This is a genomic window from Agrobacterium sp. CNPSo 3708 (assembly GCF_028674915.1).
GTDB lineage: Bacteria > Pseudomonadota > Alphaproteobacteria > Rhizobiales > Rhizobiaceae > Agrobacterium > Agrobacterium cavarae.
The window spans coordinates 138,753-162,676 of record NZ_JAQZSF010000005.1 but is presented as its reverse complement, the minus strand read 5'-3'; the positions used below and the strand labels follow the sequence as shown (position 1 = coordinate 162,676).

The following is a 23,924-nucleotide window of genomic DNA, read 5'->3' as shown; positions in this document are numbered from 1 at the left end:
CTACTTCTTGATGGAAGCGTTCCAGAAGTATGGCCAAGGTGCCGCCTGGATACCCTCGATCTTCTTCGACTTGGCAGCGACCGCATTGAAGTCACCGATCTTCATGTAGGGGATCTCCTCATACATGGCCTTTTGAACATCAGCCCAGAGAGCGATACGCTTTTCAGGATCGGATTCGGCCGAGAACGCTTCAACTGTCTGCTTGCGCAGCGGCGTATCCCACCATCCTGGCGATGTCGGCGCGAGAGAGCCGATCAGAGCTGGCTCTGGCAGGAATGGGCTATGGGTAATGTAGATGTCCCATAGCGCCTTGTCTGCGCGGCGTTGGGTAAGCGTTGCCCAGTCCACTACCTGCATGTCCACCTTGAAGCCTGCAAGCTTCAGGTACTCGGCAGCGACCTGCGCCATCTTGTAATGAAACTCATACTGCCGGCTTGTGAGGATGCGGATGGGCTTTTCGCCGTCATAGCCTGCGGCCTTAGCGGCTTTTGCAGCGCCTTCCGGATCGGCAATATTGTAATTGCCCTCGACACCTGCATTCGTGTTCCAGATAAAGTTCTTCGGATAGATATCACCGTCAAGCGCATAAAAATCCGTGCTGCCAAAGGCGGCTGCCAGCATGTCTTCCATGCTAAGCGCCTGGCGGATTGCCTTGCGCATGGCGACATCCTTGGCAAGCCCCTCCGCCGTATTGAAGACGAAGACCGGGTAGCCGAACGGCTTCAGGACAACCGGCTCTGTCGCCGAAGAAGACTTGATCTTGTCGAAGGATTCGACCGGGATCGAGTCGATGTAATCATATTGACCGGAAACCGCCGCCTCGACACGGGTGTTGGCGTCAGGCACGGGCACGAAGCGGATCTCGTCGAGATACTGATGCCGCGCGCCACCATACCCATTGCTGTCGCCTTCGCGGGACTTATATCCGTCGAAGCGGACGAGCTGGATATATTGGTCGGCTTTGCGCTCCTTCAGCATATACGGGCCGGTACCGATAAACTCCTTCATCGGCTCTTCCTGCTTTTCCTTAGGAAGAATGATCGCCGCGGAGTTGTTGAAGGCAAGAAGCGAAACGAGCGGCGCATAAGGCTGCTTCAGCGTGATCGTGACGGTCAACGGGTCGGTGGCTTCGATCTTGTCGATAAAGGACGCGGCCTGCTTGCCGCGCGATGCAACTTTGATCCACCGATCGAGGGAAGCAACCACATCATCCGACGCCATGTCGGAACCGTCGTGGAACTTGATGCCGGCGCGCAGCTTGATCGTGTAGGTTTTTCCGTCTGCGCTGATCTCCGGAAGACTTTCCGCCAAAAGCGGTGTCGTCTTCCACTCCTTGTCGAAGGTATAAAGCGTTTCGAAGATGTGCTGCGTGACGATGCCGACGAGATCCGCGGTTGATGCCATTGGATCGAGCGTTGGCGGCTCACCGATGGTTGCGACATTGATCACGCCACCACGATCCTGCGCAAAGAGAACCGACGGGCTGACGATCAGTGCCGTGGCGAGAAGGAATGCGAGCTTCAGTTTCATATCATACTCCCAGCTTTATTGTTCCGTTATTATGTTATATAAGATTTTATAAGAGAATATCGTAAAGGGAGTTGCTGTCAATCGAGTTCTTAATGGTGAGTTAGGACGCGCTGAAACGCAGGGCGATTCATTGTCACCTTCCACTGGAGGGGAGCGGCACGCTTGGCTGAAATTAGATGAGGCGAGATGACGGGTTATAGAGTTTGACCGGGGTCGGATTTCTCGCTGGTGCGCGAGTGCGATCTTTAATGATCGGCAACCTCGCCAAAGGACAGTGGGATTCCGCCACTGTCGAGATGGTGTCGATCAGAGATTTAAGCAGCGATGTCACATGTGGCGGGCGCTTTTAGACTTTTACCGTCGAGTTCAGCTGGCCTGGAACGCCTGATAAACTCCGGCTAGCCTGGTCGAGGCCTCAACTCGAGAGACGCCTATTTATCGCGCTTCAGTTGATATCGGTCGTCATCTGTGACGAAACCGTCGATCGTTGGAATCAGCGAGTAAGCATAGTCCTCGCCACCGATGAATACGAGCTTGATCTCATCGATCTGCCATCCGTCGATTTTCTTATTTTTGACATTGGCAGCACAGTCGCCTCTGATCTGCAGGCCCTTGGTGTCGTCACCCCTGGTGGAAGCGGTATCCAGCAACGACAGGTGGCAGAGCGCTTTACCCTTCTTGTCGGTTAAAACCCATTTACCGATAGCGTCCTTCTCCGTTGCAGCACGGTCCATCTTTCCAGGCTCAGGAACGAAGTAAATGCGGGGTGACCGCTCGATGTCCGTCACCCATGGACCAACCTCCCGTTCGCCGAAACCGATGATCTCTTTTCTGGTCGCGTCGCGCAGGACAATTCCTGGGCCGGCGAAATCCCAGGCAGCGATCTGATCATGCCAGGGTGCGCCGCACGTCTTTCCTTCCGCCACGGCTCGGCCGCCGATCGTCTTGTCTTTCTTCAGCGTGATGTGACAGCCAAGGCTCCCATCCTCCGACACGATCAGCCAGTCACCTACCGTCGCGTCCACAATGTCCTCACTGACCTCCTGAGCCCGACCGACACCGCTCAATGCCAGCATGATAGCAAGGCTTGTCAGCACGCTCCGAACTACCCGCATCATCCACCCCCCCCCCCCCAGATACGATCTCGTCCCTATTGGGCTCCGCTTCCGGTTTTTTATCAAGACCTATTTGTGGCGTGGCGGTCGGGCTGACATTCGCCCGCAACGACGGCTGGCGGCAATAACGTCCTGATTTGCTTCGTCAAGATGATGAATTGCATGTCCCCATGTTGACCATATCCGCCGTCGCCACCACTTCAGTGTTTATGGTGAAAAAGAAATCCAACACCGTGCCGCTTCTGAAGGAGTCCTGGACGCTGCCGCCCGCGGCAACGCTCGGCTCATCCGTCCGTGCCAAGGGCATCTTGATGGAGTTGCGTGCCAAATTGCCTTTAGCCGTCCGCAGGGATCTGGATATCGCAGGCATGGTTTTGACCCTCGCGGTACCAGAAGACGACGAGGACGACTTCACGGCGGCGCGCGCCAAGGTCTCCAAATTGCTAGAAACCATGGAAAGCCTGCCGGTGCTGCCGCGCGAGATCGAGGATATCCTGACCATCTCCACCACGGAGCGCCGACGCTGGCTTGAAGATGGTCGCCTGCCGAGCGGCGGCATCAGGACGGTAAGACTGCGTGGCCGGGCGAAACGGATCACCTTCCACGTCTTTGAGCCGAAGGTGGTCGAGGAGCTTCTCAACAGTGGCGCCATCGACGAATGGCGAGAACATGATCTCGCCGCGAAGGCAGAGAACAGACGGCGCGCGGCGCATCAAGCCAAGCTGACACGTTCGCTGAAAAAGGCGAAATCGGCGCGTCCGCCTGAGCGCAGTTCGGCCGAACTCTCCGGTTGGGAAGAGTTCGACCGCGATGGCCTTCTTCGATAGCGCAGAGCTACGCTGTGGCGCGGGCGCCGAGCGGGCCTTGGTGGACGACAATCCGAGCGTGGTATGGCACGCGCTGGTAAAGATCGATCACGTCCTGATTGACCAAGCGAACACAGCCCGAAGAGGTTGCCTTGCCGATCGACTGCCACTCCGGCGAGCCGTGGAGACGGTAGAGTGTGTCCTTGCCATCCTTGAAGATATAGAGCGCGCGGGCACCAAGCGGGTTCTTGATCCCCGGATCCATGCCGCCATTCTCGACCGAGAAGCGTGCCAGTTTCGGCTGGCGAGCAACCATCTCAGCCGGAACCTTCCAGCGTGGCCAAGGCTGGCGCCAATGAACGATCCCCTCACCTTCCCAGGCAAAGCCGTCGCGTCCAAGGCCAACGCCGTAACGCATCGCCGTTCCGCCAGGCTCGACCACATAGAGGAAGCGGTTTGGCGTATCGACGACCACGGTGCCGGGCTTCTCGCCTGTCGGGTCTAGCACGCGCTGACGGTAATATTTCGGATCGATCTGCTGGTATGGAATTGCGGGGAGGCTGTGTCCGCCATCCTCCAACGCCGCGTAGCGCTGCTGCAACTCCGCCTCATCCGGCGGCACGATAGGCCGCCGAGCGGCTTGCGGCACCACTGCGGGTGTGGAGTTTGTCTGGCAGCCCGCAAGCGCTGCCGTTGCCGAAAGCGTTCCGAAGATAAAGCTGCGACGAGATACGCGCTGAAGAAGTGTCATGTGGGAAATCCATAGAAATTGCGCCTCCTTCTTGCCCATCGAAAAACGCATGGCAAGCCGGAGAAGATCACATCCATGGCATCGGACTAATATACGCTGGGGGCTGCGCCAAAAGTGTCACGGTCATCGCGAATGCGCGTTGATGACCTCAAGAAAGGCGTCGCCGAAACGCTCCAGCTTTGAAGGCCCGACGCCGGAAATATCCAGCATCTCGTCTTCGTCGGACGGCCGTTCGGTCGCAAGCGCAACCAGCGTCGTGTCGGGAAAAACGACATAGGGTGGCACGCCGAGATCCTTGGATATGTCCATGCGGACAGCGCGTAACGCCTGAAAGAGCTCGAGATCGGCGCCCTCCAATCCAGACTTCGCATTTGCTGAACTTGCCGAGGACGATCGGGACGCCTTGCCCGTCGTCGGCCGATCCTTGCGAAAACGGACCTCTCGTTCCTTTTTGAAGACGGCGCGCGATTCAGGCTCCAGCTTGAGAGCTCCATAAGCGCCATGATCGACGCTAATCAGTCCCGCGGCAAGGAGCTGGCGATAGACCGATTGCCAGGTCTTGGCGGGCAGATCCCTGCCAGCTCCGAAAACCGGCATATCGACGTGGCCGAAGCGGGTGGTCTTGTCAGTCTCGTTGCCGAGCAGAACATCGACGAGGTGTCCGGTACCGAAGCGCTCTCCCGTTCGATAGATCGCCGCCATCGCCTTGATCGCGGCATCCGTCCCATCCCAGGTTTCCACGGGTTTCAGGCAGGTATCGCAGTTGCCGCAATTTCCACCATGGGCTTCGCCGAAGTGCTTGAGGATCGCCTGCCTGCGGCAGCCGGCCGTCTCGCAAATGCCAAGCAGCGCATTGAGCTTGGCGCGCTCGACACGCTTGATTTCCGGGCTTGAATTCCCCTCATCGATCATGCGACCGCGCTGGATGACGTCAGCCATGCCATAGGCCATCCAGACATCGGACGGCAGCCCATCGCGTCCTGCACGCCCGGTTTCCTGATAATAGGCCTCAACCGATCCGGGCAAATCCAGATGGGCGACGTAGCGCACATTCGGCTTGTCGATGCCCATGCCGAAGGCGACCGTCGCCACGAGGCAAAGTTCTTCCTCCTTCAGGAACGCGTCCTGATGGCGGTCGCGCATCTCCCGCTCCATGCCGGCATGATAGCCAAGTGCCCTGATGCCCTGCGTGTTCAGCCACTCCGCCGTTTCATCCACCTTGGCGCGGGAAAGACAATAGACGATGCCGCTCGACCCTTTGTGACGCGACAGGAAGCGGAGCAATTGCTGCTTCGGTTGATCCCGCTCGACGATTTCATAGCCGATATTGGGCCGGTCGAAGGAGGTGGTGAATACACCAGCGGACTGGAGTTGCAGCCGTTCAATGATGTCATCACGGGTATGAGGGTCGGCAGTCGCCGTCAGCGCCATGCGCGGAACGCCGGGATACTCTTCTGCCAGACGGCCAAGTTCGCGATATTCAGGCCTGAAATCATGCCCCCATTGCGAAACACAATGTGCTTCGTCAATCGCAAACAGCGCGATTTTCGCGCGCCCTATGAAATCCTTGAAGCCTGGCGTGACGATGCGCTCAGGTGTCACATAGAGTAGATCGAGCTCACCGCTATGGACCGCGTTGCGCACATCCATGAATTCTTCGCGCGATAGCGACGAGTTGAGCGCCGCTGCGCGAACCCCGAGTTGCTTCAGCGCTTCGACCTGATCGCGCATCAGCGCGATCAACGGCGAGACCACAATTCCAAGCCCATTCCTGCAAAGCGCTGGAACCTGGAAACACAGCGATTTGCCCGCGCCGGTTGGAAACAGCACAACGGCATCGCCACCCGCCATCACATGGTCGACAACCTCTTCCTGTCGGCCTCTAAAGGAGGCGTAGCCATAGACGCGTTTCAACAGCGAAAGCGGCGTTTCGCTTCCGCTCTCGGCAAAAAGACTTTTGGTAGGACTGTGGGACTGCGGCATGGAATCGCTCGTTAGGCTAAAGGCACTCTATGCCATAGAGCGCCGACAAGCGCGAGCTTTGTACGAAATCGGATAGCGAGTTCGCGCAATTGCGGGCAGACCAAGCGATTGTCGATGCAGCCCAGCGCACCCAGACAGCTTCCATGACGGAGTTGTTGTTGAGGAACCTTAGTTCACGGGACGGCGTTTCTCGTTTTTGCTTAGGAGCGCAACTTTGACAGCCCAGCCCATCCGCTATTCCGCCGATCTGGAAACCGTGAGAGACAAGGAGCCGGAAACCATCTCAGGCCTCATCGAACAGTTCGATACCATCCTCGAAACCACGGCCAAGAATTACGGGCACGCGGTTCGCTCCGTCCACGCGAAAGCGCATGGCATCATCGAAGCGGAGATGGTGGTAAAACCCGGTCTGCCGCCGGAACTGGCACAGGGCCTCTTCGCCACGCCCGGCACTCACAAGGCCTTCATGCGCCTCTCCACAAATGCAGGCGATATCCTTCCCGATGCCGTGTCGCTTCCTCGGGGAATGGCGTTGAAGGTGCTGGATGTCCAAGGGCAGCGCTTGCCCGACGCGGAAGGTTCGACGCAGGACTTCGTCATGGTCAACGGTCCAGTCTTCCAGGCACCGAATGCGGAGAAATTTCTCTCCAGCCTCAAGCTGCTTGCCAAGACGACCGACAAGATGGAAGGCACCAAGGTGGTGATGTCGAGCGTGCTTCAGACCGTCAACAAGGGTCTTGAAGCGGTGGGGGTCTCTAGTCCCGCCGTCCAGTCGCTCGGTGGCGCACCCGATGTCGATCCGCTGGGTGAAACCTACTTCAGCGTGACGCCTTTCCGCTATGGCGACTATGTCGCCAAGTTCCGGCTGAAACCCGTTTCGCCCGATCTAACGAAACGCACCGGAACAGAGATCGACGTCAGTGTGCGAGAAGACGCCATTCGCGAATCGGTCCAGGCAGAAATGCAGGAAACCCATGGTGTTTGGGAGTTTCAGGTCCAGCTCTGTCGCGATCTCGAAAAACAGCCAATCGAAGACCCTACGGTCGAGTGGAAAGAAGACGATGCACCATTCGTCACCGTCGCGACCATCACGGCACATCCGCAGGATAGCTGGAGTGATGAAAAGGTGCAGAAGGTGGATGAAGAGATGCGGTTCAGCATCTGGACAGGTCTTACCGATCACCAGCCGCTCGGCAATATCAACCGGGCGCGGAAGGACACCTACCGCCACTCAGCCGAGTTCCGGGCGAAATTCAATGGCTGTCCGTTCCATGAGCCTGCCGCATAAGCGCGCCCAATGATTGCTGAAGGCGCTCCGTTCCCGCGGGGCGCTTGCTCCTTTTTTGAATGGAAGACATCATGACCGACACCATCCCTAACCCTGAATCTGAAGGTCCCTCTGGCGGTTGGGGATCGGTAAAATCGATTGCGCGAATTCTGGGTGACGACAAACCCTCGCCCATGGTGCTCGAGGAATTGGCACGGCAAAACAAGCCCGGCGGCGTGATGTGCGTCTCCTGTGCCTGGCCAAAACCGGCCAATTATCATCCCTTCGAATTCTGCGAGAACGGCGCGAAGGCAACGATCTCCGACCTGACCAGCGCGCGATGCACACCGGATTTCTGGTCCGATCACACTGTCCAATCACTTCGCGGCTGGAAGGACTACGATCTCGAACAGACGGGTCGGCTGACGCATCCACTTCGTTATGACGAAGCCAGCGATCGCTACGTCGAAGTCTCGTGGGATCAGGCCTTCGACGATATCGGCCAAACCCTGAAGTTCCTTCCACGCGAGAGTGTCGTCTTTTATTCCTCCGGACATGCGGGCTTGGAGGCTTCCTATCTCTACGCGCTGCTTGCCAGAACCTACGGCAACAATAACCTGCCCCAAAGCTCGAACATGTGTCACGAGACGACCTCGGTCGGCCTGCAGAAGGTCATCGGCTCGCCTGTTGGCACCGTCGTCTGGGAAGACCTCGAGAAAGCCGATGCTTTCTTCTTCTTCGGCCAAAACCCCGGGTCGAACAGCCCCCGCTTTCTTCATCCTCTGCAGGAGGGGAAAAAGCGCGGTGCTAAGATTGTCACCTTCAATCCCGTGGTCGAGCAAGGGCTCGTCTCCTTCGTCAATCCGCAAAGCCCGGTCGACATGCTGACGGGACGTGAAACGCAGATCTCGGACGAATATCTTCAGGTGAAGGCTGGAGGTGACATCGCCGCCATCCTCGGCCTCTGCAAGGTGGTGATCGAAGCGGACGATGCGGCCGTCAGCGCGGGCGCAGCGAGGGTCCTCGATATTGCATTTATCGAAGAGCATACGGTTGGCCTGGAAAGTTTCATCGATCTCGTGCGCAGCACCGACTGGTCGGTCATCGAGAAAGAAAGCGGCCTGACCGAGACGGCAATCCGCCGCGCGGGCGAAATCTACATCCAGGCGGAACGCGTCATCGGTGTCTATGGCATGGGCCTGACGCAGCATTCGCAAGGGGCACTCAACGTTGCAATGGTGGTGAACCTGCTGCTGCTGCGCGGCAATATCGGTCGCGAGGGAGCAGGATGCTGTCCTGTACGCGGTCACTCCAATGTCCAGGGCCAGCGCACCGTGGGCATTGCTGAAAAGGCAAAGCTGATCCCGATGGACAAGCTGAAGGCCCTCTTCGACTTCGATCCGCCGACAGAGGATGGGGTGACCATTGTCGACGCCGTCAAGGGCATGATGTCGGGCCAGATCAAAGCGACGATCTCGCTTGGCGGCAACCTTGTGCGCGCTGTTCCAGATCAGAAGGCCATGGAAGAGGCATGGGCGAGCCAGGATCTCACAGTCGTCGTTTCCACCAAGCTGAACCGAAGCCATCTCTTTCCGGGAAAAAAAGCTTACATTCTGCCCTGCCTTTCGCGACTGGAACGAGACGAGCAGGCATCCGGTCCGCAATCGGTGACGACAGAAGACAGCTTCTCGCATATCTCGGGCTCCGTCGGCAAACGCACGCCAGCGTCGAAGCATCTGAAAAGCGAATTGGCGATTGTGACGAGCATCGCCAAGGCGGCTGTCGCGCCCAACCCGAAACTAAAATGGGACGAATGGACCGCCGACTACAGCCTCGTCCGAGACCTCATCGAGGCCACGTATCCAGATCAGTTCAGGGCTTACAACGAGCGTATGTTCGAACCGAGCGGCTTTTATCGTGGCAATTCGGCCCATAACCGGATCTGGAAGACGGAGGAAAAGAAAGCGGTCTTCACCACGCCTACCCAGCTCAATGCTCTTTCGTTCGATGATGCTGAAGGCCGCTTCCGCCTGATCACCATGCGCTCCAACGACCAGTTCAACACCACGATCTACGGCTATTCGGACCGCTTCCGCGGCATCGAAGGAACGCGCGACGTGCTGTTGATGTGTCGTGAGGACATCCGCTCAGCTGGTCTTTCGGAAGGCCAGGAGGTTAAACTCGTCAGCGACTTCAACGACGGCGTGCGCCGTGAACTCGCTGGCTTGAAGGTCAGGGAACACAATCTCCCGCGGGGAACGATCGGCGCCTATTACCCGGAAGCCAACGTTCTTATTGCCATCGACCATCACGACGAAATGTCGAAAACGCCAGCTTCGAAGGCCGTACCCGTTCGCATCGAGGCTTGAGACCTCTGAAGTGCACTGGGTCTTAGTAAGCCGCGAAAGCGAAGATTTCGCGTTGGCCGGGCCGGGCTTTATGATGTCCGTCCAGCGAAATGTGGGGTCTTGCCATAGGAGAGGCAAGGCTCTGACATGAACAGGCGTTCGGCAAGAAAATCGACGAGAACGCGCACCTTCGGCGACAAATGCCGACTGGATGGCCAGAGCAGGTTGAACTGACCGGGCGCGTCGAGATGATCGAGAAGCAGGGGAACGAGATCGCCGGAACGGACCGGACCCTCCGCCAGAAAATCCGGCATGCAGCCAATCCCCAAATCGCGCATCACTGCGCCACGCAATGCTTCCATATTGTTGCAGGTCAGCACGTAGCGAAGCCTCGGTTCCGGTTCACCTTCTGGCCGGCGCAGCGGCCACGGCTGTATCTTGCCGCTATTGGGGTAGCGGAAGCCGATGCTGGCATGAGCGGCAAGATCACGCGGACAGCCAGGTGTGCCGTGGCAGGCGAGATAGGCAGGCGTCGCCGCCAGCAACAGGCGGAAAGGCCGGAGTGCGCGCACCATCAACCGGCTGTCCGGCAACTGGCCGCTGCGAATGACGACATCCACCCCTTCCTCGATCAGGTCAACGATGCGGTCATTGAAATCGAGATCGAGCGTGATGTCGGGATAGAGGGCCATGAAGTCGGGGATCACCGGCAACAGCAGATGATAGGCGATGATCGGGCAGGACATACGGATGACGCCGCGCGGCGCTTCGCGGGTGCGCATCAGGCTTTCATGCGCATCGTCGAGGTCGTCGAGAATAAGCCGACATCGTTCGTGAAAGGCCCGTCCCTCCTCCGTCAGCCGAAGACTGCGGGTGGTCCTCTGGAAAAGCCGTACCTGGAGTTGAGCTTCCAGCTTACTCACAGCCTTCCCCACGGCTGAGGGCGACAGGCCCAGTACCCGACCAGCTGCGGCAAAGCTGCCAAGATCGGCAGTTCGAACAAAGGCCGAGAGGCCCGCGAGACGGTCCATCAAACACTCCTATTCAAGACTTTTATTCCTGATTGATCGGATATGATTGGAGCTTATCGCTCATTCGAGCGCAAGTATATTGGTTGGCGACGGTTTCACCCGTGATCAATGACGCCTGTTTTTCAGGAGGATAGTTTATGCAGCCCCGTATCTCTGCGCGTCCTCACACGCATCCCTACCTTGCTTTGCTTGCCGTCTGCCTGGCAGCCGCAGCCATGCCACTCACTTTCACCGGCACGGCAGTCGCGCTTCCATCGATCGCGCAAGCGCTTGATGCCTCGCCCGCGGCGACCGCGTGGGCTACCAACGCCTTCATGCTGACCTTCGGTTCAACCCTTATGGTGGCTGGCGCACTGGCCGATAGTCTCGGCCGCCGCCGCGTCTTCTTGTTGGGTGCGGCAAGTTTCGCGCTCTTCTCGCTGGCGTTGACCGTGGTGCCGGATATCTTACTCTTCGATCTGCTTCGCGGTGGCCAGGGTCTTGCGGCCGCGGCCGCCTATGCCGGCGGCGCCGCAGCACTTGCACAGGAATTCAATGGAGCAAGCCGCATGCGGGCCTTCAGCGTCCTCGGCACAAGTTTCGGCGTCGGTCTTTCCCTTGGTCCGGTGGTTTCGGGTGCGATGATTGAAAGCTTCGGCTGGCGCAGTATCTTCCTCGCTGTGGTGCTCCTCACCTCGCTTTCCTTCCTGATCGGCTACAAGGTCCTGAAAGAGAGCCGTGACCCGGCTGCGGGAAGATTGGACTGGCGGGGTGCGCTTGGCTTCACCACCATGCTCGCCCTGTTTACCTACGGCATGCTGCTGGTTCCCGAACGCGACTGGAGCGACGGCCTGGTCGTCGGCGCATTAATTGGCTCTGCGGTCTGCCTCGTCCTGTTCATCCAGATCGAAAGAACGGTAGCGCGGCCTATGCTTGATCTTTCGCTCTTCCGCTATCGCCGTTTCGTCGGTGTCCAACTGCTCGCGGCAGCGCCTGCCTATGGTTTTGTGGTTCTTTTGGTTCTGCTGCCGCTGCGCTTCGTCGGCATCGAGGGAATGGGAGCCATTGCGGGCGGTGGATTGATGATCGCTCTCTCCGCGCCGCTTCTGATACTGCCGATGGTCGCTGGTTGGCTAACACGCTGGCTGCGTCCCGCCACTTTATGCGGCACCGGACTGATCTTGACAGCCTGCGGCCTGGGCTGGCTTTCCACCTTGCCATCCGGCACCCCGGCGGCTTTGCTCCTATTGCCGATGTTGATGATCGGCACGGGGATCGGCCTGCCATGGGGTTTGATGGACGGTCTTGCCGTTGACGTGGTTCCTAGCGAGCGTGCGGGTATGGCGATGGGCATCTTCTCCACCGTCCGGGTTGCCGGGGAAGGAGTGGCCCTTGCCGTCATCGGCGCCATTCTCTCATTGTTGATCGCCGGACGCCTCAGTGCTGCAGGTCTCCAAGGTTCGGCACAAACGGCAGGCCAAAACCTTGCCATCGGCAATCTCGAAGGCGCGCTTGCCGCACTGCCCGGCTCCACGGTCAGCCAACTCCAGTCGTTTTATAGCCAGGCTTTCTCGTCGGTGCTGATCCTGTTGTCGGCCATCACCACCATCACCGCCATCGTCGTTTTTCTGTCCCTGAACCAGGCGAAAGACGAGGCAGTCGCGGCAAAGGCGTTATAGTCCCTCTACCGGACAACGCCCCACGGCCAATGACGGCGCGCAACTTCACACTTGCGCGCCTTCTTCTATCTTGGGAGAACACCATCGACACCCCGTTAGAGGGCACCACAGGTCGAGTACATCATGGCAATATCCCATCATCAGTTCCCTGCGCCGGAAAATCCCTGGGACAACGGCCCCGCCATTCGTAAGGAACGCATGACCATTCTCGGCAGCCTGGACACGAAAAGCTTTCTGCCCTGGATCGACCGCCATGCCGCCAAGCTCGGACTGGAGCAGCGCATCTCCCATGCCGACCAGGCACGCATCGAACTGATCCTCGCAGGGCCTATAGAGCTGATCGACGCTATGGAAATGGGCTGCTCCTTGGGACCCATTACCGTCTGGGTGGAGGATATTCAGCGCGCTGAAGCTGTAGACGATACCGTCTAAACAGCCGGTGATGGAAAAGCAGAGATAGGCATCAAAAAGAGTGTTTGCGTAAATATCAGCCACAGTTGCAAGTGCGAAAATTTTATGCAAACGTGCCCAACATGTCGCGCGGCTGTGCCAGCCGACGCCTTCTCTGTGCAGGGGCCAAGCCTCTCAAATCACTCGGAACTTTGAAATGCCTCAGAATATTGCCCCCGCCTGGATACCGGTCGCGTTGTCGACGGATTTGCCGGTGGCATCGGTCATTCCCGCTCGTCTTACAACTGCGTCCTTGGCGATTTGGCGCGCTCAAAGCGGCGCTGTCTCTGCGGTCGCCGACCGCTGTCCACATCGCGGCATGCGGCTCTCGCACGGTTTCGTTCGTGGCGAAGCCTTGTCTTGTATCTATCACGGCTGGCGTTACGGAAAATCCGGCAACTGTCTTGCCATTCCGGCCCATCCCAGCCTGACGCCGCCTGAGGCAATCCGCGTCGCGACCTATCGGGCTGGCGAGCTTGACGGCGTGATTTGGGTATCGGAAGAAGAGGTCGCGGCCGACATGCCGTCGAATGAGGGCTTCGTCGGGCTGCGCAGTATCACGCTGTCAGTGACAGCCGAAACGCTTGCTGCCTGTATCGGCGCCGACCTTATAGAGGACGCCATCGATTGGGCGATCAACGGAATGAGGGCACGCCTGCTGACTGCGCCTTCGGGAGAAGATGGCGCGCTGCTTGTTCATCTATTGATCGACAGCAGCGCGACCAAAGCACAGAAAATTGCCGCATCGACCGCATTGGAAACACTGCGTCGTCAGGCCGAGGCCGCTGCCAACCGGGGAGAAGCCGCATGAGCCGCGACGCGATGATCGACCAATGGTATCCTGTCGGCTTGATCAGCCGGCTCTTGTCCGACGGGCAAGAGACGTTGCTGATGGGCGAAACGATCCGTGTCTCCCGCAACGGCGAAGGCAAGGCCGAGGTCGCGACGACCGATGGCCGTGCTCTTCCCGTAACAGAAAGATATGGTCACGTCTGGTCTTCTCTAGGCGTGCCTGAAAAACCACTCTTCGATATTCCGGAAGCCGAACAGCCCGGCCGTCGTCTGGTCGATGTCGGTGTCGTCCGCGTTCGCTGCTCGCCGCTGCGCGCCGTCGAGAACTTTCTCGACATCGCCCATTTTCCCTTCGTCCACACCGACATTCTTGGCTCCGAACCCCATACGGAAGTGGAGAACTACAAGGTCGAAATCCGCGAGGACGCCGACGAGGTTTGGGCAACGCAAGTGAAATTCTATCAGCCGCAGGCAGCAAAGTCGGCCAGCGGCGGCATCACGACGGAATACATGTACCGCGTGCCCGCACCTACTTGTTCGGTTCTCTACAAGACCTGCCCACCGAAGCCCGGCGAATGGGACGTGATCACGCTTTTCGTCCAGCCGCTGACGGAAGAGCTTTGCGATGTATGGCCGTGGATGGCGCTTTACGACGAGGAGACGCCAATGACCGATCTCATCCACTTCCAACAGATGATCTTCCTGCAGGATCGCTCGATCCTCGAAAACCAGATCCCGCGCCGTCTGCCGCTCGATCCCGGCATGGAAATTCCCACCCGCGCGGACCTCACCTCCGTCGCTTACCGCCGCTGGCTGAAGCGCCACGACTTCACCTATGGCGCACAGCTGGTAGCCCAATGATCCTTTACGACTACATCCTCTCGCCAAGCTGTTACAAAGCGCGCCTGATGGCAGCACTCACCGGCCTCAAACTGACGCTGCGCGCCGTCGATTTCCATCCGGGCGCAGAACATCGCGGCCCGGAATTGCTGGCGCTGAACCCGGCAGGCTCTATCCCAATCCTAGTGGACGGCGATCTGGTCCTGACGGAATCCTCTGCGATCCTCGTCTATATTGCGAGCAAGGTGGCACCCGCATGGCTTGGTACCGGCGAGCCTTCCACAGCGGCCCGTATCCAACAATGGCTCTCCTTCTCAGCCCGGCTGACGGCCAGCCTTGGCGGCGCGCGCTTGCATGAGATGCTGCATCGTCCGGGCGATATCGACACCTTGCGCGCCTCGGGCGTGATTGCGCTTCGGGAACTGGAAGCCTCCCTCTTCGAGCAAAGGCTGAAAGGAGAGGCTTTCCTTGTCGGCAACACAGCAACCGTCGCCGACATCGCCTGCTTCCCCTATGTGGCGCTCGCACCCGATGGCGGGGTATCGCTCGATTTTTACCCCTCCATCCGCCTGTGGATGCGTGCCATCAGATCGCTGGAAGGCTTTATCGAAATGCCCGGCATCCACCGTCTGCATGAGCTAAAGCCGGACCCGCATGAGACGCCAGCGCTGACCGAAACGGCAGAGGCGTAAAGCGCATGGCCGGACATCTTTTAAAAAACTGTGCTGCTGTGATCGTCAATGACGGCACCGGCATGTCCGTGCGCCGAAATGTCGATCTCCTGACGGACGGTCCCGCAATCAAGGCCATCGGCGAGGATCTTGCGAGCGGACCAATCCCAGAGGGCACGGAAATCACCGATGCCAGCGGCTGGTTCGTTTATCCGGGGCTCGTCAACACGCACCACCATTTCTTCCAGTGCTTCGTGCGCAACCGCGCCGATCTCGACTGGACGAAGCTTTCGGTGATCGAGTGGCTCGATCGCATCTACCCGATCTTCTCGCGGCTGACGGAGGACTGCTTTTATCATTCCTCCGTCACCGCCATGGCCGAGATGATCAAGCACGGCTGCACCACGGCCTTCGATCATCAGTATAATTTCCCGCGTCATGCCGGTAAAAGGCTGATCGACCGGCAATTCGAGGCCGCCGATTTGTTTGGCATGCGCTTCCACGCCAGTCGCGGTGGGAACTCGCTACCCAAGTCGGAAGGGTCGACCATACCCGACGAGATGCGCGAGACGACGGACGAATTCATCGCCGACTGCGCCCGTCTGATCGAGACCTATCACGACACCTCGCCCTTCAGCGTGCGCCAGGTGGTGGTCGCACCCTGCCAGCCCGTCAACAGCTATCGCGAGACCTTCGTGGAGTCTGTTCGTCTTGCGCGCGACAAGGGCGTACGGCTCCACACCCATGTCGGTGAGGGTGAGAGCGACGTGATCCTTGCCCGCCACGGGCTGCGCACTGTCGATTATCTACACGAGATGGGTTTTGCCGGACCGGACACCTTCTACGCCCATTGCTGGGAACTGACCCACGACGAGTTGCGCACCATGGCGGCTTCAGGAACGGGCGTGGCCCATTGCCCCGAGCCGGTCTATCTGGTCGGCGCGGAAGTGACCGACATCCCGGCCATGAACGCCTTTGGTGTGCCGGTTGGTCTCGGTTGCGATGGCGCTGCCTCCAACGATAATTCCAATCTCATGCACTGCATCCATTCCGCCTATATGCTGCAATGCCTGGCGGCCTCGACACGCGCTCATCCTGTGCCTGCACCAGCAGACTTCCTCAGCTATGCGACCACAGGCGGGGCGCAGCTTCTGGGCCGCACCGACATCGGTCGGCTTGCGCCGGGCATGGCAGCCGATCTTTTTGCCATCGATACCCGCCGCATGGATTATGTCGGCACCCGACATGATCCCTTGAGCCTGATCGCCAAGGTCGGCATCGGCGCGCCGACGGACATGACCATGATCAATGGCCGTGTGGTGTGGGCGAAGGGCGAGTTTACCGGCCTGGATGAAGGAAAACTTTTCGCCGACGCAGAAGCGGCGCTCGCCACCATCGATTTCTGAAACAACACAACCGACAAGGGGAACCAGCATGATCAACGCACTCAATCGCCGCACGCTGCTGAAGGGCGTCGCACTCACCGGTCTTGCCAGCGCCGTTGGCGCGCGTGCCACACTTGCAGCTGATAAGCCGCTCGGCATCGCACTCGTCGTGCCTTCGCCCATTGGCGACGTGGGCTGGGGCCATGCGCTCGCCGCCGGTCTTGAGCCGGTCAAAGCGGCCTATGGCGACAAGGTGAAAATCACCATTCTGGAAAACATTCCGGAAGGTCCCGATGCCGACCGTATCATGACCAAGACCGTTGCCGACGGAAACAAGTTCCTGATTGCCGGCTCCTTCGGCTATCAGAACGGTGCGCTGCAGATCGCTCGTCGCAACAAGGACGTCAGCGTGCTGCACGCGTCCGGCTTTCAGGTCGCGCCGAACTTCTCGCCCTTCGCCGCCAAATATTTCCAAGGCACCTATCTGATGGGCATGGCGGCTGCCGCGCTGACGAAATCTGGCAAGCTCGGCTCGGTCTCGGCCTTCGCCATCCCCGAACTCATCACCTCCATCAATGCGTTTACGCTGGGTGCCCAGGCCGTCAAACCAGATATCGAAGTTTCCGTTGTCTGGGTGAACTCCTGGTTCGATCCAGCAAAGGAACAGGAAGCCGCCAAGGCGCTGATGTCGCAAGGTTGCGATGTGATCTTCTCCAACGCACAGGACACACCATCCGTCATCTCCGCCTGCGAGGAAGCCGGCGTCTATGCCTTTAACCTCAACTCCTCGATGAAGAGCTACGCGCAGAAGACCTATCTCGGCTGCGTTGCGACCGACTGGTCCCCCTACTTTCTGGCGCAGGTTAAGGCGCACATGGACGGCACTTTCAAGGGCGCGAATGCCTTCCTCGGCATGTCGGACGAAGTGGTCAAGGTCGTGGACTGGAACCCCAGCGTTCCGGCCGACACCATGACGAAAATCAACGAGACCGAAGCGAAAATCGCCGATGGCAGCTTCTCGCCCTTTACCGGCCCCATCACCAAGGCGGATGGCTCGGAAGGCGTCGCAGCCGGCAAGACGCTGACGGACAAGGAGATCATGGCCATGGATTGGCACGTCAAGGGCGTCACCACGCCTCTGCCGAAGTGATCCCTCATGGCTGAGACGACCCTGCCCGCATCGGCAGACAGTGAACGGGGAAAGGCACCCCTGCTTTCGCTGCGTGGCCTGTCGAAAAGCTACGGCCAGATCCGCGCCAATCAGGCGATCGATCTGGACGTGGCGGACCATTCGATCCACGCCATTCTCGGCGAAAACGGCGCGGGCAAATCCACGCTGATGAAGCTGATCTATGGTGTGGAAACGCCGGATGAGGGCACTGTAACCTGGCGAGGCGAGCCGATCCGGCTTGCTTCGCCTGCCGAGGCCCGCCGCCAGGGCATCGGCATGGTCTTTCAGCATTTCTCCCTTTTCGAGACGCTGACGGTCGTCGAGAACATCTCGCTCGTCGTACCAGGAAAGAAGAGTGATCTTGTCGAGCGGGTGCGCTCATTGGGACGCGACTTCGGCCTTGAGGTCGATCCGCTTGCCCATGTCCATGCGCTCTCGGTCGGCGAGCGACAGCGGGTCGAGATCATCCGCTGCCTGATGACCGACCCCAAGCTCATCATCCTCGACGAACCGACCTCGGTGCTGCCGCCGCAATCGGTCGAGAAGCTTTTCGAGACGTTGAAGCGCCTACGAGATCGCGGCGTCTCCATCCTCTTCATTTCCCACAAGCTTGAAGAAATCCGGGCGATCTGCGACCGCGCCACCATCTTGCGCGGCGGAAAAGTGACCGGCCACGTGGATCCGCGTGAGCACGATGCCCATGATCTTGCCCGTATGATGATCGGGCGCGACATGCCGGAGATCAAGGCTCCGACGGTTGTGGCGACCGGCGAAAAGCGCCTCGAACTGATCGGCCTCGACTATGAGCCGGACGATCCCTTTGCTGTGCCGCTGAAGCGCGTCACGCTGGAGGTGAAAGCGGGAGAAATTGTCGGGCTTGCCGGCATTTCTGGGAACGGACAAGCGGAACTCTCGTCTATCATTTCGGGCGAAACGCGGCTGGGTCGTGAAGCGAAGGACCGCATCTTCATGATGGGAGAGGATGTCGGTCGCCTCGATGCCGCTGCCCGTCGCAAACTTGACTTTGCCTTCGTGCCGGAAGATCGTCTTGGCCGTGGTGCGGTGCCAGAGCTTTCGCTCACCTTGAACGGTCTCCTGACCGCCCATCCGCTCGGCCTGCTGAAGCACGGTCTGATCGACCACAGCGGTGCCAAGACGTTCGCTGAGGCCTGCATTCGCGATTTCGATGTGCGGACACCTGGACCAGACGCAGAGGCCGGCGCGCTTTCAGGCGGCAATCTGCAGAAATTTATCGTTGGCCGTGAGATCATGCTGGGGCCGAAATTGCTCTTCGTCGCCCAGCCAACGTGGGGCGTGGATATCGGTGCCGCCATGGCGATCCGGCAAAGACTGATCGCATTGCGCAATGCCGGCATGGCGATCCTCGTTATCTCCGAGGAAATCGAAGAGCTCTTCGAAATCTGCGACCGCATTCAGGTGCTGAATGCCGGTACGCTCAGCCCGTCCCTCGTGACGTCCGAAACGCGTGTCGAAGATGTCGGCCGCTTTATGATTGGCGCCGACGCTGCCACTCCTTCCGAAAACCCCGCTGCTGGAAAGCTGTCCGCATGAGCGCCTTCCCTCATTTCGTTCGGCGCGAACGTGCCTCGCTGAAGGCGACCATACTGGCGCCGCTTGCGGCGCTCGGGGTTGCCACGCTCATCAATCTCGCGCTTTACGCCGTCATGGGCAAAAGCCCCGCTGCGGTGTTCTACGCCATGCTGCTGGAGCCGTTCCTCTCCTGGTCAGCCTTCTCCGAAGTGCTTTTGAAAATGGGACCGCTGCTCGTGATCGCGCAGGGACTTGCCATCGGCTTTCGCGCCAAGGTCTTCAATATCGGCGCCGAAGGACAGTTCATTCTCGGCGCGATCTTCGCCTCCGCAATCCCCATCTATTATCCGGAAGCGACCGGCGGCTGGATCTGGCCGGCGATGCTTGTCTGCGGCGCCATCGGCGGCGCGCTCTGGGCCGCGATTACCGCTTTCTGGCGGGTGCGGCTGAACGCCAACGAAATTCTCGTGTCCCTGATGCTGAGCCTGGTTGCCGCACAGGTACTCAACTATCTGCTGCTTGGCCCATGGAAGGATCCAAACGGCTTCAACTTCCCGCAATCGGTGATGTTTCAATATGACGCCATGGTCCCGACCCTGATCGAGGGCACGCGCGTCAACTGGTCCTTTCCGCTCACCATCCTCTTTTCACTGGCCGCTTATGTCTTCATGCAGAAGAGCTTTCTCGGCTACAAGCTGCAGGTCGGCGGCCTTGCCCCGCGCGCGGCAGACTATGCCGGCTTCAGTCAGGGCCGCGCCATCTGGCTCTCGCTGCTGATTGGCGGCTTTGCAGCGGGTCTTGCGGGAGCGGCAGAAGTGGCAGGCCCGATCGGCCAGTTGCAACGCTCGATTTCCACCGGCTACGGCTATGCGGCCATCATCGTCGCCTATCTCGGCGGACTGCATCCGATCGGCATCATCCTGTCGTCGCTCGTCATGGCGGTGATCTATATTGGCGGCGACAATGCCATGGTCTCCGCCGAACTGCCGATTGCCGCGGTGCGCGTCTTCCAGGGGAGCCTGCTCGTCACCTATCTCATCGCGGTCGCCTTCGTCCGCTACCGCCTCGAATGGCCGAAAACTGCAGATCGGAAAGTGGCATGAACGCGGTCGATTTCATCCTCTCCGGCATGCTGGCGGCGGCAACGCCCTTTTTGCTGGCCGCGCTGGGCGAACTCGTTGTCGAACGCGCAGGCGTCCTTAATCTCGGCGTCGAGGGTTTGATGGCACTTGGCGCCGTCATCGCCTTTATCGTCGTCTATCACGGTGGTGGTCACATGCTGGCTTTCATGGCGGCGGGCTTTGCCAGCGTGTTGCTGTCCCTCATCTTCGCACTGGTTGCGCTTGGCTTCCGCGCCAACCAGGTCGCAACCGGCCTTGCCATCGGCATTCTGGGCCAAGGCCTCTCAGCGCTCTTCGGCAAGACTTATGAGAGCCTGACGGTCAGGGGACTGCCGAAACTTGCCATTCCCGGTCTGTCCGATCTTCCCGTCATTGGCGGGCTTTTCGTTCAGGATATCGTCGTCTGGCTGTCGCTTTTCCTGACACTTGCCATCTGGGCGGGATTTGCTTTCAGCAAGACAGGACTCGTGATCCGCGCGGTTGGGGAAAATCCGAAAGCCGCACATGCGATCGGCTATTCGGTCATTGGCGTGCGGGTCGCGGCGATCGCATTCGGCGGTCTTCTGGCCGGCTTTGCCGGCGCCTATGCCTCTGTGGTCTACACGCCGCTTTGGGCGGACGGCATGATTGCCGGACGCGGCTGGATCGCGATCGCGCTCGTTGTCTTCGGCACATGGCTGACGGGACGCATCTTCCTCGGAGCATGCCTGTTCGGCGCAGTGTCGCTGATGAGCCTTGCGGCACAGGCAACCGGTGTGGAACTGCCGTCGCAGTTCCTCTCCAGCCTGCCCTATCTCGTCACCATCATCGTGCTCGGCATCATTTCCGCCAACAAGCGGTTGTTGAAGCTGAACGGTGTTGCCTCGCTTGGGGAGCCTTTCGAGCGATAGTCTGAGCGCCCAGCTCAGACACTGCCTTTGGCAAGATCGCGTAGACCTCTCGGCAGGCTGTTCATGCATTGCGTGCCGTTCGGCGTGACCAAAAACTGATCCTCGATCATCAGCGCTCCAAAATTCTGGCCGTAAAAGGGCGCTTCCAATGCGACGACCATATCCGCCTCGATGATCTCCGGATTGCCTGAGGAAAAGAACGGCCATTCTTCAATACCCAGACCGCCACCGACGGAGTGACCGAAATGTCCGCGATAATATTCGTCGAAGCCATCGCGCCGCATTGAGCGGAGCATGGCGCCATGGACCGCGCCGAAGGTCTTGCCAGGGGTGATCTCATCCAGCCCCGCGTGAAATGCTGTCTCAAACGCCTTAAAGATATCGTCCGCCAATGGCGATGCCGGACCATAGGTTACGGTGCGCGCGCCATCGGACGAATATCCATCAACGAGGGTGCCGACATCGGCCTTGATCAACGCGCCCGGCGTCACCTTCGCAGCGCTATTCGACAGGTCCGGCCCGACAGAGATGTAATCCCAATGTCCACTCAACGAGAAGCCACCTATGGACGCCGCTTCCTGCGCGCCCGCTTTCCACGCAGCCGAGAGGTTTGCGACCGAAGTTCCCAGCGAGACGGCTTCCATCATGCGCGTGAGCCCAGCCTCCGCTGCCATGGCTGCGCGCCGGAGTCGTTCGATTTCACGGGGCGTCTTTATGGCGCGCAGGCGCCTCAACACAAGGGAGCCGTCAACCCACCGAACCGAGGGAATAGACGTTTTCAAAGCCTCGAAATCGGCAGCGGGCATGAATTCGAGATCGACCCCGATCCTCGCATGGCGGAGACCCTTCTCCTCCAACAGATCGGCCAAGAGATGGAAGCACGCAGACCGATCGAAGGTTTCCGGTCTTGGCCCTCCAACGCCTGAACCTCGATACGCGCCATCGATGCCGGAAATGCCGTTGACGCCCGACAGATCGACCCCATCGATCCAGATGCGATGTGTGCGGACGTCAACGTCTGGAGCCCGCTGCAGTACCACGGGTGCCGCATGATCGCTGACGATCGCCGCAAGCGACTGCTGTGCATCACTTGGAACCAGCGCAATCGCAGCCCCCGCCCTGCCCCACATGGTGGCGACACCCGCGGGCGCCCCGATCGCGTATAGAAACGCTTCCGGCTGGAAAAGAACCAATGCATCAAGGCCGGCTTCGCGCGTCAGCCGCTCCGCCCGTATCCTGTCCAAATCGCTCAACGCTGCCTCCACGAACACGCAATTCGGTTTAGCCGAGGCCGGTGGATGCCGCCAGTTGGATTTACGATTGCTCGGCTTATGCCGGGTCGAAAATGATGGGCTTTGGACGAACGAAGGTTCTTCGTCCTGCCTTCCAGCCCGCAATCGCAGGCGCCACAGAGCGGACAGCATGGCGAGGATCGTCAGCGTCCAGAATGACGATATCGGCGGGACCCCCAATCCGTAATTGATGATCCACGCCCATAATAGAAGCTGCCCTAGAGCTGACCATGGCGAAGACCTGATCGATATCGTCATCCCGCGAAAGCTGCATCACATTGGCATAGAGATTGGCCATCCGCACAAGCGAGGCATCGCCGAAAGGCGTGAATGGGTTGAGCACATTATTGGTGGCTACCGCGGTGCGGACGCCATCTGCCGAAAGGAGATGAGCCGGGGTGATACCACGCGGAATATTTGTCGTTTGCCCCCGCCCCATGAGAAAAAGATCCGTCGCCGGCAGGACGACCAGCGCGATGCCGGCCTCGGCAATTTGTCGAGCTATATGTGACCGATCCTCAGGAGCAAGAGCGGAGAGATTAGTGACATGCCCGATCGTGACGCGGCCTCCATAGGCGTTGGCCTTGGTTGCGGCAATCACCGCCGGAAGATCCGTCTTGGCGGGGTTGAGGCTGAAATCCAGATGGAAGTCGACATCGACGTCATGCTTTCTTGCGAGATCGAAGATGCGACGCACATGCTCTTCCGGGCGAGGATCAGTATAGGGACATCCGCCAACGAGATCCGCGCCGGTGCGAAGTGCTTCATCGAGCATGGCTTCCGTCTCGGGCTCCTGCGTCAATCCTTCCTGCGCGAAAGCGCAAATCTGGATATCGATGGCGTAGGCATAGCGTTCGCGTACCCGCTTGATCGCCTCGAATGACCGCATCCCCGCGCGTGGGTCGATCTCGACAAAGGTTCGCATGCGGTTCGTGCCATGCATGATGGCTTGGCGCACGACGGAGCTTGCGCGCTCGAACACATCCTCCTGCGTAAAGTCCGCCTTGGCTTTCGCCGTTTCCCGCACGGCCTCCTCCAAAGTGCCTTCACATATCGTGCAGCGCTCCAGAATGCAGGCCTTGTCCAGATGGACGTGACTATCTGCGAAGCCGGAAAAAGCAAATCGACCGTCGAAATCCTCCTCCTCGACGGCGTCGCAACGAATGCCATGGCGCATGTCGACGATCAGCCCGTCGCGAATCGCGATATCGATGGCCCCGGGCTGGGTGTTCGTCTGAACGTTTCGCAGTAGGAAATCGGTCCGCATGTCGT

At 59.3% G+C, this 23,924-nt stretch carries 20 protein-coding genes; 13 read left to right on the top strand and 7 right to left on the bottom strand.

Translation table 11 applies throughout. The features are described 5' to 3' along the window. Both PVA19_RS12670 and PVA19_RS12665 read right to left on the bottom strand, forming a co-directional pair. Positions 1-1,530, bottom strand: a complete 1,530-nt coding sequence (locus PVA19_RS12670; RefSeq protein ID WP_113273475.1) for an ABC transporter substrate-binding protein — start codon at positions 1,528-1,530, stop codon at positions 1-3. Between the two features lie 431 nt (positions 1,531-1,961). After that, positions 1,962-2,645 (bottom strand): AprI/Inh family metalloprotease inhibitor, encoded by a 684-nt coding sequence (locus tag PVA19_RS12665; protein WP_274102743.1) that lies wholly within the window; start codon positions 2,643-2,645, stop codon positions 1,962-1,964. A 209-nt stretch (positions 2,646-2,854) separates the two neighbouring features. Between PVA19_RS12665 and PVA19_RS12660 the strand changes: the two genes are divergently transcribed. Next, complete coding sequence (locus PVA19_RS12660; protein WP_274102935.1) at positions 2,855-3,472, top strand: hypothetical protein; 618 nt, start codon at positions 2,855-2,857, stop codon at positions 3,470-3,472. A 7-nt stretch (positions 3,473-3,479) separates the two neighbouring features. On the opposite strand, the gene PVA19_RS12655 is transcribed toward PVA19_RS12660, so the two are convergent. Together PVA19_RS12655 and recQ are read right to left on the bottom strand one after the other, a co-directional pair. Next, positions 3,480-4,202, bottom strand: a complete 723-nt coding sequence (locus PVA19_RS12655; RefSeq protein ID WP_062426970.1) for a L,D-transpeptidase — start codon at positions 4,200-4,202, stop codon at positions 3,480-3,482. Positions 4,203-4,325: 123 nt separating this feature from the next. After that, on the bottom strand, positions 4,326-6,185 hold the full coding sequence (recQ, locus tag PVA19_RS12650) for a DNA helicase RecQ (RefSeq protein WP_274102742.1): 1,860 nt from the start codon (positions 6,183-6,185) through the stop codon (positions 4,326-4,328). A gap of 214 nt (positions 6,186-6,399) precedes the next feature. Between recQ and PVA19_RS12645 the strand changes: the two genes are divergently transcribed. Beyond that, on the top strand, positions 6,400-7,473 hold the full coding sequence (locus PVA19_RS12645) for a catalase family protein (RefSeq protein WP_274102740.1): 1,074 nt from the start codon (positions 6,400-6,402) through the stop codon (positions 7,471-7,473). Positions 7,474-7,544: 71 nt separating this feature from the next. Further along, entirely contained in the window at positions 7,545-9,821 is a 2,277-nt protein-coding gene (locus tag PVA19_RS12640; protein ID WP_274102739.1) for an FdhF/YdeP family oxidoreductase, read from the top strand. 68 nt (positions 9,822-9,889) lie between these two features. Here the strand turns inward: PVA19_RS12640 and PVA19_RS12635 are convergent, their stop codons facing one another. Further along, complete coding sequence (locus tag PVA19_RS12635) at positions 9,890-10,831, bottom strand: LysR family transcriptional regulator (RefSeq protein ID WP_274102738.1); 942 nt, start codon at positions 10,829-10,831, stop codon at positions 9,890-9,892. Positions 10,832-10,968: 137 nt separating this feature from the next. On the opposite strand from PVA19_RS12635, the gene PVA19_RS12630 reads away from it, so the two are divergent. The 10 genes from PVA19_RS12630 to PVA19_RS12585 all read left to right on the top strand — a co-directional run bounded on the left by PVA19_RS12630 (position 10,969) and on the right by PVA19_RS12585 (position 21,360). Beyond that, the gene (locus PVA19_RS12630; protein WP_274102737.1) at positions 10,969-12,489 is read left to right on the top strand and encodes an MFS transporter; all 1,521 of its coding nucleotides are present in this window, start codon (positions 10,969-10,971) and stop codon (positions 12,487-12,489) included. Positions 12,490-12,612: 123 nt separating this feature from the next. Beyond that, entirely contained in the window at positions 12,613-12,921 is a 309-nt protein-coding gene (locus tag PVA19_RS12625; RefSeq protein WP_443111636.1) for an acylphosphatase, read from the top strand. A gap of 175 nt (positions 12,922-13,096) precedes the next feature. Continuing rightward, positions 13,097-13,750 (top strand): Rieske (2Fe-2S) protein, encoded by a 654-nt coding sequence (locus PVA19_RS12620; protein WP_274102736.1) that lies wholly within the window; start codon positions 13,097-13,099, stop codon positions 13,748-13,750. Beyond that, positions 13,747-14,592, top strand: a complete 846-nt coding sequence (locus PVA19_RS12615) for an aromatic ring-hydroxylating oxygenase subunit alpha (RefSeq protein ID WP_274102735.1) — start codon at positions 13,747-13,749, stop codon at positions 14,590-14,592. The genes PVA19_RS12620 and PVA19_RS12615 overlap by 4 nt, the downstream gene beginning before the upstream one ends. Then, the gene (locus PVA19_RS12610; RefSeq protein ID WP_274102734.1) at positions 14,589-15,263 is read left to right on the top strand and encodes a glutathione S-transferase family protein; all 675 of its coding nucleotides are present in this window, start codon (positions 14,589-14,591) and stop codon (positions 15,261-15,263) included. The genes PVA19_RS12615 and PVA19_RS12610 overlap by 4 nt, the downstream gene beginning before the upstream one ends. Before the next feature lie 5 nt (positions 15,264-15,268). Then, a complete protein-coding gene (locus tag PVA19_RS12605; RefSeq protein WP_274102732.1) occupies positions 15,269-16,648 on the top strand; it encodes an amidohydrolase in 1,380 nt (459 codons plus the stop codon). Between the two features lie 31 nt (positions 16,649-16,679). Continuing rightward, positions 16,680-17,777: a BMP family ABC transporter substrate-binding protein gene (locus PVA19_RS12600; protein ID WP_443111640.1), complete on the top strand. Its 1,098-nt coding sequence runs from the start codon at positions 16,680-16,682 to the stop codon at positions 17,775-17,777. 6 nt (positions 17,778-17,783) lie between these two features. Further along, positions 17,784-19,370: an ABC transporter ATP-binding protein gene (locus tag PVA19_RS12595; RefSeq protein WP_274102730.1), complete on the top strand. Its 1,587-nt coding sequence runs from the start codon at positions 17,784-17,786 to the stop codon at positions 19,368-19,370. After that, on the top strand, positions 19,367-20,452 hold the full coding sequence (locus PVA19_RS12590) for an ABC transporter permease (protein WP_274102729.1): 1,086 nt from the start codon (positions 19,367-19,369) through the stop codon (positions 20,450-20,452). Before PVA19_RS12595 ends, PVA19_RS12590 begins: the two co-directional genes overlap by 4 nt. Then, positions 20,449-21,360, top strand: coding sequence for an ABC transporter permease (locus PVA19_RS12585; RefSeq protein WP_274102728.1), 912 nt, complete (start codon positions 20,449-20,451; stop codon positions 21,358-21,360). Before PVA19_RS12590 ends, PVA19_RS12585 begins: the two co-directional genes overlap by 4 nt. 14 nt (positions 21,361-21,374) lie before the next feature. On the opposite strand, the gene PVA19_RS12580 is transcribed toward PVA19_RS12585, so the two are convergent. Continuing rightward, on the bottom strand, positions 21,375-22,613 hold the full coding sequence (locus PVA19_RS12580; protein ID WP_274102727.1) for a M24 family metallopeptidase: 1,239 nt from the start codon (positions 22,611-22,613) through the stop codon (positions 21,375-21,377). Positions 22,614-22,689: 76 nt separating this feature from the next. Beyond that, a complete protein-coding gene (locus PVA19_RS12575) occupies positions 22,690-23,919 on the bottom strand; it encodes an amidohydrolase family protein (RefSeq protein ID WP_274102932.1) in 1,230 nt (409 codons plus the stop codon). Between the last annotated feature and the right edge of the window lie 5 nt (positions 23,920-23,924).